Source organism: Enterobacter sp. IF2SW-B1 (genome assembly GCF_001743375.1).
In the GTDB taxonomy this organism is placed as follows: domain Bacteria; phylum Pseudomonadota; class Gammaproteobacteria; order Enterobacterales; family Enterobacteriaceae; genus Enterobacter; species Enterobacter bugandensis.
Genome location: NZ_MJAA01000005.1, coordinates 15,133 through 27,471 on the forward strand (window position 1 = coordinate 15,133; position 12,339 = coordinate 27,471).

The 12,339-nt window shown below is 56.5% G+C and carries 12 protein-coding genes; 4 read left to right on the forward strand and 8 right to left on the reverse strand.

Annotated elements, in window-relative coordinates:
• The first annotated feature begins 25 nt into the window (after positions 1-25).
• A complete protein-coding gene (gene arcA, locus A6013_RS11760) occupies positions 26-742 on the forward strand; it encodes a two-component system response regulator ArcA (protein ID WP_003856501.1) in 717 nt (238 codons plus the stop codon).
• A gap of 45 nt (positions 743-787) precedes the next feature.
• On the opposite strand, the gene creD is transcribed toward arcA, so the two are convergent.
• The 4 genes from creD to creA are packed head-to-tail and all read right to left on the reverse strand — an operon-like array spanning position 788 to position 4,795.
• Positions 788-2,140: a cell envelope integrity protein CreD gene (gene creD, locus A6013_RS11765; protein ID WP_069733111.1), complete on the reverse strand. Its 1,353-nt coding sequence runs from the start codon at positions 2,138-2,140 to the stop codon at positions 788-790.
• A gap of 56 nt (positions 2,141-2,196) precedes the next feature.
• Positions 2,197-3,621, reverse strand: a complete 1,425-nt coding sequence (gene creC, locus A6013_RS11770) for a two-component system sensor histidine kinase CreC (RefSeq protein WP_069733112.1) — start codon at positions 3,619-3,621, stop codon at positions 2,197-2,199.
• A complete protein-coding gene (creB, locus tag A6013_RS11775) occupies positions 3,621-4,310 on the reverse strand; it encodes a two-component system response regulator CreB (RefSeq protein ID WP_069733113.1) in 690 nt (229 codons plus the stop codon). Before creB ends, creC begins: the two co-directional genes overlap by 1 nt.
• 14 nt (positions 4,311-4,324) lie before the next feature.
• Positions 4,325-4,795, reverse strand: coding sequence for a protein CreA (gene creA, locus A6013_RS11780; protein ID WP_069733114.1), 471 nt, complete (start codon positions 4,793-4,795; stop codon positions 4,325-4,327).
• Between the two features lie 211 nt (positions 4,796-5,006).
• Between creA and robA the strand changes: the two genes are divergently transcribed.
• Positions 5,007-5,876, forward strand: a complete 870-nt coding sequence (gene robA / locus A6013_RS11785) for an MDR efflux pump AcrAB transcriptional activator RobA (protein ID WP_028015450.1) — start codon at positions 5,007-5,009, stop codon at positions 5,874-5,876.
• Here robA and gpmB read toward each other — a convergent pair.
• Positions 5,873-6,520 (reverse strand): 2,3-diphosphoglycerate-dependent phosphoglycerate mutase GpmB, encoded by a 648-nt coding sequence (gene gpmB, locus A6013_RS11790; protein WP_008502057.1) that lies wholly within the window; start codon positions 6,518-6,520, stop codon positions 5,873-5,875. The genes robA and gpmB overlap by 4 nt on opposite strands.
• 50 nt (positions 6,521-6,570) lie before the next feature.
• Between gpmB and yjjX the strand changes: the two genes are divergently transcribed.
• A complete protein-coding gene (gene yjjX / locus A6013_RS11795; RefSeq protein ID WP_041911281.1) occupies positions 6,571-7,086 on the forward strand; it encodes an inosine/xanthosine triphosphatase in 516 nt (171 codons plus the stop codon).
• Here the strand turns inward: yjjX and trpR are convergent.
• Entirely contained in the window at positions 7,077-7,406 is a 330-nt protein-coding gene (trpR, locus tag A6013_RS11800; protein ID WP_024907404.1) for a trp operon repressor, read from the reverse strand. The two genes, yjjX and trpR, sit on opposite strands and share 10 nt — an antisense overlap.
• A 55-nt stretch (positions 7,407-7,461) precedes the next feature.
• Positions 7,462-9,399, reverse strand: a complete 1,938-nt coding sequence (gene sltY / locus A6013_RS11805; RefSeq protein ID WP_069733115.1) for a murein transglycosylase — start codon at positions 9,397-9,399, stop codon at positions 7,462-7,464.
• Positions 9,400-9,626: 227 nt separating this feature from the next.
• On the opposite strand from sltY, the gene ettA reads away from it, so the two are divergent.
• Positions 9,627-11,294 carry an energy-dependent translational throttle protein EttA gene (gene ettA, locus A6013_RS11810; RefSeq protein WP_003856515.1) on the forward strand — a complete coding sequence of 556 codons (1,668 nt, stop codon included), beginning with the start codon at positions 9,627-9,629 and terminating at the stop codon, positions 11,292-11,294.
• Between the two features lie 63 nt (positions 11,295-11,357).
• Here ettA and A6013_RS11815 read toward each other — a convergent pair whose 3' ends face one another.
• Entirely contained in the window at positions 11,358-12,257 is a 900-nt protein-coding gene (locus A6013_RS11815) for a LysR family transcriptional regulator (protein WP_047367295.1), read from the reverse strand.
• Positions 12,258-12,339 lie beyond the last annotated feature (82 nt).

Here is a 12,339-nt window from a genome sequence, read left to right on the forward strand (position 1 = left end):
TTAGTTGGCAATTTAGGTAGCAAACATGCAGACCCCGCACATTCTTATCGTTGAAGACGAGTTGGTAACACGCAACACGTTAAAGAGCATTTTCGAAGCAGAAGGCTACGATGTCTTTGAAGCGACCGATGGCGCAGAGATGCATCAGATCCTTTCTGAAAATGATATCAACCTGGTGATCATGGATATCAACCTGCCGGGCAAAAACGGTCTTCTGCTGGCGCGCGAACTGCGTGAACAGGCGAACGTCGCGTTAATGTTCCTGACGGGCCGTGATAACGAAGTTGATAAAATTCTTGGCCTGGAGATCGGTGCGGATGACTACATCACCAAACCGTTCAACCCTCGCGAGTTAACCATTCGTGCACGCAATCTGCTGTCCCGCACCATGAACCTGGGCACGGTCAGCGAAGAGCGTCGTAGCGTCGACAGCTACAAATTCAACGGCTGGGAACTTGATATCAATAGCCGTTCGCTGATTAGCCCGAACGGTGAGCAGTATAAGCTGCCGCGCAGCGAATTCCGCGCGATGCTGCACTTCTGCGAAAATCCGGGCAAAATTCAGTCCCGTGCAGAACTGCTGAAGAAAATGACCGGTCGTGAGCTGAAGCCTCATGACCGTACCGTAGACGTGACCATCCGTCGTATTCGTAAGCATTTCGAATCGACGCCTGATACGCCGGAAATCATCGCCACCATCCACGGCGAAGGGTACCGTTTCTGCGGTGATCTGCAGGAATAATCCCGCAGTTAACGCATGAAAAACGGCGCATTTGCGCCGTTTTTTTTATTTCCAGATCCGCATTGTGTCGTTATCAGGCTCTGCGGGCGGCGCAGGTCGCTTCGGCTGTGAAAGCGAATACCAGTCGAAATGACGAGTCAGGTACATGACGGCGAACAGCGCCAGCGCGAGAACCGCAGCCCCCAACAGCAGTGCGCTATCCTCCGAGCGCAGCAGGAACCACATCACCACGTCCAGCCCCAGCAAAGCCAGCACAAACAACCCGCTGCGCTTCCAGCTTTTCAGCACGGCCTGCAGGTACATTCCGTTCATCGCCGCACCAACCAAACTTGCAACTATCCAGGCTGGCGTAAACCCGACATGTTCTGATAGCGCCAATAGCACCAGATAGAACAGCACCAGGGACAGCCCCATCAGCAGATACTGCATCGGGTGCAGGCGCAGCCCGGTTAAGGTCTCGAAAACAAAGAAGGCCATAAACGTCAGCGCAATCAGCAAAATGGCGTACTTGATCGCCCGGTCAGTCAGCTGATACTGATCGGCGGGCGTGGCTACCGTAACGCTGAAGGCGGGGATCGACTCCCATGACGGCGACTCGCTTCCATTGAACCAGCTCTCAAGATTGTTCGCAAACCAGCTGCTCTGCCAGTTCGCCTGAAACCCGGTGTCACCAATTTTATGCTTCACCGGCAGATAATTACCCATAAAGCCAGGATGCGGCCAGTTGCTGTTCAGCGCCATTTCACTGCTACGTCCTACAGGTACCACGGCAAAACTTCCTGTTCCCGTCAGATTCAGCGAAATATCCATAGCAAACGTTTTTAATTCCAGCGCCTTGTCAGTCAGCGGGATATGGATACCGGGAAGCGCGCCATACACGCCTGTACCCGGCTCCACACTTAGCGTCTCGCCGTTGATACTGGAGACGTTCACCGTGCCAATGCCTCGAGCATCGCCCACGCCAACAACGATAAACGGCTGCCCCAGGGTCATCGACTCCCCTTTCAGCTGCGTCATTTTTTCCGTGTTGAACCGGGCTTTTATGTTGAGGTCGGTATTCCAGATCTGTCCGTCATAGATGCCGATATTTCGCGACTCAACGCGCTGGTTACCCTCAACGCGCAGAGACTCCGGCAGGATAAAATGCATATAGCTTTTCTTGTACTCGACTTTTTTCTCATCCTCTAACTTGTAAAAAACCTCGGTTACCGGGATCGCAATCAGCGGGCCGACCAATTTTTGCGGCCCGCTGGTGCTCTGGCGAAGCGTATTTTCGACATCGTTGCGGTAGCTTTCACGCTCTGAAATGAGGTTACTCACCATAAACAGTGGGACTAACAACAGCAGGATGCACCCCAGCAGGGTGCTTACTTTCCAGAACAGGGGGGATTTCATCATTACGTCTCCTTTGTGATGTGGAGAGCGTAACCAGGCTGTGTGGGGCCAGTTTGAAGTTATGTGAAGGGACGGTGAAGTGTCAGCGTGGCTATCACGCCACCTTCATCACGATTACGCAATGTAATTTCTCCGTGGTGCAAACGCGCCACCTCCTGAACAAACGCCAGCCCGAGTCCGCTACTTTTCAACCCGTTCTCGCGCGGCAGGGAATAAAAGCGTTCAAAAATACGCTCCAGCGCATAATCCGGGATCCCGCTTCCGCTGTCGGTGACGCTCAGCCGTATCTGCCCCTGTTCTTCCCGGGCCGCCAGTTCAATGGCACCGCCCTGTGGGGTAAAATCGATAGCATTGTCCAGTAAATTACCAAGCGCCTGTTCGAGCAGGTCGGGATCGCCTTCAACAAGAAGCGAAGCGGGCTGGAGGGTCAGCGCAATCTCTTTTGCCGCCAATAGCGCCGAACGCGCGTCGGCAAGCCGTGTAAACAGCAGGTCGACGCGGACGGCCTGGAGCGTAATCTCGACCCGATTTTCAAGCCGCGCCTGAGTCAGCAGTTTTTCAACCAGCGACTGCATACTCGCGTTTTGCACCAGAATATTATCGATAAACCGCGCGGCCACCTGCGGCGGCGGCTGCTCGGTGAGAATTTCTGCCGCGCCGCGTATGGCGGCTATTGGGCTTTTCAGCTCGTGGGTCAGCGCATGGACATAATGTTCAATGTAATTTTTCCCTTCAAGGCGAATACGCATATTTTCCAGCGCCTGAGCCAGCTTGTGCAGTTCGCTACTGCCTGGATTAGGCAGCGGGAGAGGCGTATCAGTGGTCACCGAGTCGGCATAGCGCGATAACGTACTGATGGAACGATTGATCCACCAGGCGACGAGAAAACCGATCAGTAAAGCAATGCCAAGCAGCGCCCCGCCAGCCCACAGAATCCGCCTCTCGCTGCGGTGAATCACCGGCGCCATCGCGCTGTTAGGTTTCCCCACCGACAGCACGCCGATAATCTTGCCCTGCTCAACAACCGGTGCGGCAACATACATCACCGTGCTCTCCGGATCGTCGGGATGGCTCTGGGTACTGCGCGCGCCGTATTGGCCGCGAAGCGTCAGCCAGACATCGTTCCAGCGAGAGTAATCTTGCCCCACGGCCAGGCCGGCAGAATCAAACACGACGCGGCCCTGCGCATCGGTCATGTAGACGTGATACTCGTTGCGCACCTTATGAATGCCGCCGATATTGGCGCGGAAAGGCCGCTGATGGAGCTGTAAAAAGGCCTGCGCCAGTCTGCCCTGCTGCGCATTGCCCGAAAGAAGATCCTCACGCCCAACTTCGGCGAGCAAGGTCGCGGTATCGATCAACGTGCCCTCGGTTGCCCTGCGCACGCCGGGCTTCACTTCCTGAACAAAGATCGACAGCACAAACCATGCGGCGATGGCGACGATCAGGAAGTACCCCAGCAGCAAACGCATTCCGATGCGCATTAATAAAGCCCCAGGCTATAGCCCATACCGCGATGGGTGCTGATGGGTGACAGTTCCTCATTCACTGCCCGCAGTTTGGCGCGCAGGGTCTTGATGTGAGTGTCCACGGTACGATCGTAACTGTCGCCGTCTTCGCCCCACACCTTGTCCATTAACTGTTGCCGAGAGAAAACCCGTCCCGGAGCCTGTAGTAAGGTTTTAAGCAGCAAAAACTCATAGCGCGTGAGCGGTAATGCTTCACCGCACCAGCTAATTCGCGCGGCAGCTTCGTTCAGCTCAAATTGTCCAATACGCACCGTCTCCGCTGGCGCGGCGGATTTTTGCATCCGCCGTAAAATGGTCCTTACCCGGGCGCACACCTCACGCGGGGAGAAAGGCTTGGCGACGTAGTCGTCTGCGCCCATTTCCAGGCCGAGGAGTTTATCCACTTCGTCACTGCGTGCCGTCAGAAACAGCACGGGCAGTGACGGATGCTGCGCCAGAAGCTGGCGACAGAGCTCAAAGCCGCTGATGTCCGGCAGCCCGACGTCAAGAATGGCGAGCGCCGGAGCCTGCTGGCACGCCGCCTCCAGCACCGGTAAACCGCGCTCAAACGCTTTTACTGCAAATCCTTCCTGCTGAAGCATGTAGATAAGCGTATCGGCGATACTGGTTTCGTCTTCAACCAGCCAGACTACAGGTTGTTGCATGGTTCATCCCTGAATTAATGCCACGGCATAATCGGCACCGCACTAATGGCGTTTTTCGGTGACCCTTCCACCACTTTATCGGAATACGCCAGGTAGGCCAGGGTGTTGCGTTTTGCATCATAGAAACGCACCACCTGCAGCTTTTTAAACACCAGCGAGGTCCGTTTCTGGAACACCACATCGCCCTGCGCTTTGCCGTTTTTGATTTTATCGCTCAGCTCAACCGGCCCCACCTGCTGACAGGAGATCGCCGCATCGGAAGTGTCTTCCGCCAGCCCCAGGCCGCCTTTAATACCGCCCGTCTTCGCGCGGCTGACGTAGCAGGTGACGTTTTTCACGTCCGGATCGTCAAACGCCTCCACCACAATTTTGTGGTCCGGACCGAACATTTTGAACACGGTATCGACAGAACCAATCTGTTCCGCCTGCGCCGCACGGCCCGCTACCAGCAACAGGGAAGTAAGAAGCAAAGTCTTGTATTTCATATTGTTACCATTCTTTAAAATTGCATTGAGCGATTATTCAACACGTTAGTCAAAAATGTAGCAAGATCACAGGATTAGAATATATTCACCCAAAATGAGAGAGAAAAGGCATTAATGCGCAAAAAAAACACTGAATGCTAAAACATCAAAAAATGCTATTATCCGCTAACCTGTTATCAGGCACCTGCTGTTTTAAGGATGAGGATAGTATATGGATCAGGCTGGAATTATTCGCGACCTGCTCACCTGGCTGGAAGGTCATCTCGACCAGCCTTTGTCACTGGATAATGTGGCGGCTAAAGCGGGCTATTCCAAGTGGCATCTGCAAAGGATGTTCAAGGATGTCACCGGTCATGCTATCGGTGCCTATATTCGCGCACGTCGTTTATCGAAATCTGCGGTGGCATTGCGCCTGACCGCGCGGCCAATTCTGGATATTGCCCTGCAGTACCGTTTTGATTCGCAGCAGACCTTCACCCGTGCCTTTAAAAAACAGTTCTCGTTGACGCCAGCGCTCTATCGCCGCTCGCCTGACTGGAGCTCGTTTGGCATGCGTCCGCCGCTGCGTCTGGGCGAGTTCGCGATGCCGAAATACGAAATGGTCACTCTGCCGGAAACCCATCTGATCGGTACAACCCAGAGCTACTCGTGCTCTCTGGAGCAGATTTCTGAGTTCCGCCATCAGATGCGCGTCCAGTTCTGGCGCGATTTCCTGAGCCATGCGCCGGCCATTCCGCCGATCCTGTATGGCCTCAACGAAACGCACCCAAGCCAGGAAAAAGACGACGAGCAGGAGGTGTTTTACACCACCGCGCTGACGCCGGAGCTGGCGAATGGCTACATTCAGGGTTCGAAGCCGGTCGTGCTGGAAGGCGGCGAGTACGTGATGTTCTCGTATGAAGGACTGGGTACGGGCGTCCAGGAGTTTATCCTGACCGTTTACGGGACCTGCATGCCAATGCTGAATCTGAATCGCCGTAAAGGTCAGGATATCGAGCGCTACTACCCGGCGCAGGATGCCAAACCGGAAGAAGGCCCAATCAATCTGCGTATGGAATTCTTGATTCCTGTCCGTCGTTAACGCTGCAGTTCATCAAGCGCAGGGGCATCGAGATGCGAAATGTCCCCTGCCATCTCCACGACCCAGCCCGACGCCAGCCACGCGCTTTCCTGATAATCAATCCGGGAAATGGAGCAGTTACGCAGGCGTAACCGACGCTCAGCGTAAGCCGGTAACCCCAGAATGGTGCTCACCAGGCAGCCGAGCGCGATACCGTGACTCACCAGCAGCGGACGGCTTCCTGCCGGAAGCTTGAGGCATTCCGCCAGCGCGGCATGCATACGCACGCTCAGCTCCTGCATGGATTCCCCTTCAGGAATACGACCATCTTCGGTACCGTTCACCAGCGTGCGGCGCCAGCCCTCTTCCGTTTCCGTCAGCGTATCAATATGGCGCTTTTCCAGCACGCCCATATCCAGCTCGCGCAGGCGCGGCTCAAGCATCACATCGCAGCCGCAGGCGTCGGCAATGATGCGCGCCGTCTGCTGTGTGCGACCTAAATCGCTGGTAATAACGTGGGTAATGCCCAGCGTTCTGGCGCGTTCCGCCACCTGCCACGCTTGCTGCACACCCTTCTCGGTGAGAGGACTGTCTGACTGGCCTTGAATACGTCGCTCGGCGTTCCACTGCGTTTCACCGTGGCGAACAAGGTATACCTGTAACATGCTTTTTTTCCGTTATACTGCGATGAGTTTTTTTTGAATCGAGCTTAATTATGCACCATGTTGTCTCTGCTACCACCAATCCTGCCAAAATTCAGGCAATTCTAAAGGCTTTTGAAGAGATTTTCGGCGAAGGATCCTGCCATATTGAGGCCATCGGCGTCGAGAGTGGCGTACCTGAACAGCCGTTTGGCAGCGAGGAAACGCGCGCTGGCGCACGAAATCGCGTGGCAAATGCAAAAGCCGCGGCCCCGAAGGCTGACTTCTGGGTCGCCATTGAAGCAGGCATCGACGAAGGCGCAACCTTTAGCTGGGTGGTGATTGAAAGCCGTGAGCAGCGCGGCGAAGCGCGCTCAGCCACCCTGCCGCTGCCGGAGATCATTCTGGAAAAAGTCCGTGCAGGTGAAGCGCTCGGGCCGGTGATGTCACAGTACACCGGCATTGATGAGATTGGGCGTAAAGAAGGGGCGATTGGCGTCTTTACGGCGGGTAAGCTCACGCGTTCAGGGGTTTACCATCAGGCGGTGATCCTGGCGCTGAGCCCGTTTCATAACGCCATTTATCGTTGATCGCTCAATAAGACCGACTCGAGCCACTGGCGCAGCTCAACCGGCGCAGACTTCAGGCTGTTCGATCCACGGGTGATCGTCGCGATGCCCGCGCCCAGCTCGTTTTTCAGCTCGCGCTGGCTCATCTCACCGCGCAATAGCTCTTCAATAATCCGCACGCGCGTGCCCAGCGCCTCACGCTCGTCCGGCGTAAGCATCAGTTGCATGAGGGGTAGGTGCAAATCCTGCTCGTAAGACTGGCGAAGCAGCTCCACAAAACGAAGCCACTCCTGGTGACGCTGTTCGGCCATTGCCGAGGAATACGGGGAATGCTGGGTCATGTTATGCTGCCTCTTGTACTCTTTAGCGAGTACAGCATAACACAACCCATGCCGATCAGTAACGTCTCTGCCACTCGGCATCGCTCATCAGGGTATCTTTCTGCCCCATGAAGTAGCGATAGTAGGCGTCATAGGCCAGCACGTTCTTCACGTAGCCGCGCGTTTCCGAGAACGGAATGCTCTCCACGAACGCCACTGCGTCAATGCGTCCTGCACTGTTGCCAAGCCAGGTGCGCACGCGGCCCGGACCGGCGTTATACGCCGCCGACGCGAAGATGCGGTTATTGTCAAACTGCTGATAGACATACTGCAAATAGCTGGTGCCGATGTTGATGTTGGTATCCGGATCGAGAAGCTGTGACGGGCTGCTATAACCTGGAATGTTGAACATCTTCACCGTATGCGACGCCGTCCCCGGCATAATTTGCATCAGCCCGCTGGCACCCACCGGTGAACGAACTTTCGGGTTCCATGCGCTCTCCTGACGGGCAATCGCCATGGCGTAGCTTTGCGGGATATCTTTGCCGCTGGTGTAGCGGTCAAACAGATCTTTATACGCCAGCGGGAAACGCTCTTCGAGATGGTCCCACAGCTTGCCTGAAATCGTCGCCTGCACGCTCAGATCCCACCAGCGATTATCAAACGCATAGCGGGCAAGCTGCGCTTTTTCATCCGTGGTGCGGCTGGTTACCAGGTTGGCCCACTCGCTGCGCGCGGTGTTATCCATGTTCCAGTACATCAGCTCGCGCACGCGCGCCATCTCTGGCCCCTGCGTCAGAGCGGGGTTCGCGTTAGCGGGCGCTTTGTCGATCTTAAGCGTGTACTCCTCGCCCAGCCGTTGCGCCGCCGCCATCGGGTAGAACCCGCGCTGCTGCATCAGCGAGTGAAGAATCTCTTTGGCTTCGTCTTCACGACCGCGCTCCATCAGCAGATCGGCCTGCCAGTAGCGCCATTCGTCCTTCTCTTTGGCTTCCATCGGCAAACGCGCGAGCCAGGTGTTGAGGCCACGGCGGTCGCCGGTGCCCAGCGCCATGCGCACGCGGCGCTCGACAAGCGAGGTCGAGTTTGAGCGCATGATCGCATCGTCACGCCAGCGCGCCTGTTCGTCGGTCACGTCCGTGCCCATCAGTCGCCAGGCCACGATGTCGCGCAGCTCCTGGGTTTGATCTTCATTCAGCTGCTGCGCCTGCACCAGCTGCGGGATCATCAGCCGCGCGTTTTCGACATCGTCACGCGCCACGCTGGCAAAAGCTACCGCCGCCATCTGGCGGGTAAAATCGGTCGAGCCCGTGCTGCGGGCAAAGGTCAGGACGCTGTTCGGATCGTTTGCCAGCGCGATAACCGCCGAGGAGATCGTCTGGTAATCGGACGGCATCTGCCCTGCCAGTGCGGTTACCAGACGCGTGTTGCCGGCTTTCATCGCCAGGCGGATGCGCTCAAGGTAGGCCAGCGGATCCTGCTTGCCGGAAGCGCGCCATGCGCCGAACAGGGAATCACAGGCGTTCGGCTGGCTTTTGCCGGTCAGCCACAGATCTTTCGCACCGGCCCAGGCCTCTTCCTGCTGCCCGGTCGCCCATTTCGCATAGTAGTAATTACACTGCGCTTCGGTGGTATTCGGCTTGTCAGGGCTAAACGCCAGCAGGCCGCGCCAGTCTTCACGACGCGCCAGCTCATTCACAAAACGAGACTGGAGATTTCGGGCAGGCGGCAGGGTCGGGTTCGCCTGAATGAAATTATTCACGGTGACGGTCGGCTGGTTCATCAGATCGTCGGTAATCTGGCGATACTCCAGATACGGATACAGCGGATAATCCTTGAGCGTCGGCATCAGCGCCTGCACGGTATCCATCTGCTTGTTGTCCCACGCCTGTTTAATCTGGGCGTAGCGGTTACGTTGTTCATCCAGTGAATCGGCATGCACCGCCTGGCTTACCGCCATTACGCATACGCTGGCAGCCAGCAGACGCCAGACCACCCGTTTGGCTTTTTCCACAAGCTCTTCCTCATTGTTTTTTCGTCAATTGCAGCGTCTTGCCACGTCAAAGTCACAACAACTTATGCTAACCAGGCATCCAGCAACGCGCCACGTCATGGACACTTTTTTACCTTTCTTGCGCGTTTTAACACTCCCGACGTTCCTGGCTGGGATTAGGGCGTGAAAAAGGCTACACTTCGAGGCTGAAATTCCTTCTCATTTACGATAAAAGAGGCGAAGTCCACGTGGCTCAATTCGTTTATACCATGCATCGTGTCGGCAAAGTTGTCCCGCCGAAACGTCATATTCTTAAAAATATCTCGCTGAGCTTCTTCCCGGGCGCAAAAATTGGTGTGCTGGGTCTCAACGGTGCCGGTAAGTCCACCCTGCTGCGCATCATGGCCGGCATCGATACAGACATCGAAGGTGAAGCCCGTCCGCAGCCAGGCATCAAGATCGGCTACCTGCCGCAGGAACCTCAGCTGAACCCGGAACACACCGTACGTGAATCCGTTGAAGAAGCGGTATCCGAAGTGGTTAACGCGCTGAAAGGTCTGGATGAAGTGTATGCCAAATACGCCGAGCCGGATGCGGACTTCGACAAACTGGCCGCTCAGCAGGGCAAATATGAAGAGATCATCCAGGCGCACGACGGTCACAACCTGAACGTGCAGCTGGAGCGCGCGGCCGATGCCCTGCGTCTGCCGGACTGGGATGCGAAAATCGCGAATCTCTCCGGTGGTGAACGCCGCCGCGTGGCGCTGTGCCGCCTGCTGCTGGAAAAACCAGACATGCTGCTGCTCGACGAACCGACCAACCACCTGGATGCGGAATCCGTGGCGTGGCTGGAGCGCTTCCTGCACGACTTCGAAGGCACCGTGGTGGCAATTACCCACGACCGTTACTTCCTCGACAACGTCGCCGGCTGGATCCTGGAGCTGGACCGCGGTGAAGGTATTCCGTGGGAAGGCAACTACTCTTCCTGGCTGGAGCAGAAAGATCAACGTCTGGCGCAGGAAGCGTCTCAGGAAGCGGCCCGTCGCAAGTCTATCGAGAAAGAGCTGGAGTGGGTTCGTCAGGGCGCGAAAGGCCGTCAGTCTAAGGGCAAAGCCCGTCTGGCACGCTTTGAAGAGCTGAACAACACCGAATACCAGAAACGTAACGAAACCAACGAACTGTTTATTCCACCTGGAGCACGTCTGGGGGATAAAGTGGTTGAAGTGACCAACCTGCGTAAGTCCTACGGTGACCGCGTGCTGATCGACGATCTGACCTTCTCCGTACCGAAAGGCGCTATCGTTGGCATCATCGGTCCGAACGGCGCGGGTAAATCGACCCTGTTCCGTATGATGTCCGGTCAGGAACAGCCAGACAGCGGCTCAATCACCCTGGGTGAAACCGTGAAGCTGGCCTCCGTAGACCAGTTCCGTGACGCGATGGATAACAGCAAAACCGTGTGGGAAGAAGTCTCCGGCGGGCTGGATATCATGCGTATCGGCAACACCGAGATGCCAAGCCGCGCCTACGTTGGCCGCTTTAACTTTAAGGGCACCGACCAGGGCAAACGCGTGGGCGAGCTGTCAGGCGGTGAGCGCGGACGTCTGCACCTGGCGAAGCTGCTGCAGGTGGGCGGTAACGTTCTGTTACTCGATGAACCGACCAACGACCTGGATATCGAAACCCTGCGCGCACTGGAAAACGCCCTGCTGGAGTTCCCGGGCTGCGCCATGGTTATCTCGCACGACCGCTGGTTCCTGGACCGTATCGCGACCCACATCCTGGACTACCAGGACGAAGGTAAAGTGGAGTTCTTCGAAGGTAACTTCACCGAATACGAAGAGTACAAAAAACGCACGCTGGGCGCAGACGCGCTGGAGCCGAAGCGTATTAAGTACAAGCGTATTGCGAAATAAAAGCAAAACGGCAACCTCGGTTGCCGTTTTTTATTCAGGGTGAGGGCATCAGGCCGCACAACATCACCCACCCACGTAATACCGCTTCACCTCATCAAACTGCATCGCAAACTCGATATAGCTCATCAGCGCGGGCGAATTCAGCTTCCGGCTCGGATAGGCCAGCCAGAGATCGTTACCTTCAACGCGCCATTCCGGCAGCACCTGAACCAACGCCCCCTTTTCGATCTTATCTTCCAGCAGAAATGCGGGTAACAGCGTGATCCCCGCCCCGGCAATCGCGCATTCGCGGGCGTACACCAGATTATCGGTCATGTGGCCGTTGTCCGGCAGGTAGCGGTAATCCTCACCCTCGCTTCGCAGCAGCCACTCCGACCACGCCCGGTGCGTAATACAGCGGTGCTCCACCAGCTGTCGGGGATGGATTAACGGCTCCCGGCGTGCCAGATAATCCGGCGAGGCCAGCATGTAACGCGGGCAGTGCCCGATCATTCTGCCTATCAGAGAGGAGTCCTGCGGCTTGCCGGTGCGCAGCGCCACGTCAAAACCGGACTCGACCAGGTCCACCACGTCGTCAGAGATCGATACATCGAGCGACACGTCAGGATAGCGAAGCTGAAACTCGGCATTCATATGCGCCAGCAGGGTCGCGCCAATCCCCGCCGGACAGGTAATACGCAGCCGGCCGCTGGGGTTTTCACGCAGGCGCTGAATGGCGTACTCCGCCCGCTCGCTGGCCGCCAGCATCTCGCGACAGTGCACCAGATAGTGCTCGCCCGCGAACGTCAGGCTGATCCTGCGTGTGGTGCGGTTAAGCAGACGGATCCCCACCTGCTGCTCCAGCTGGCTGATCCGCTGGCTGACGCTGGATTTCGGCAGTTCGGCTTTCTGCGCCGCCGCGGTAAAACTGCCCATCTCCGCCACCAGCGCAAACAGCGCCATATCCTGCAGCTGTTTAAACATGATTGTTCACCCTGTACGAACGCTGAGTTCATGATTGTCCATCTTATCATGCGACTGGCCACTTAATAGACTAGCCTCAACA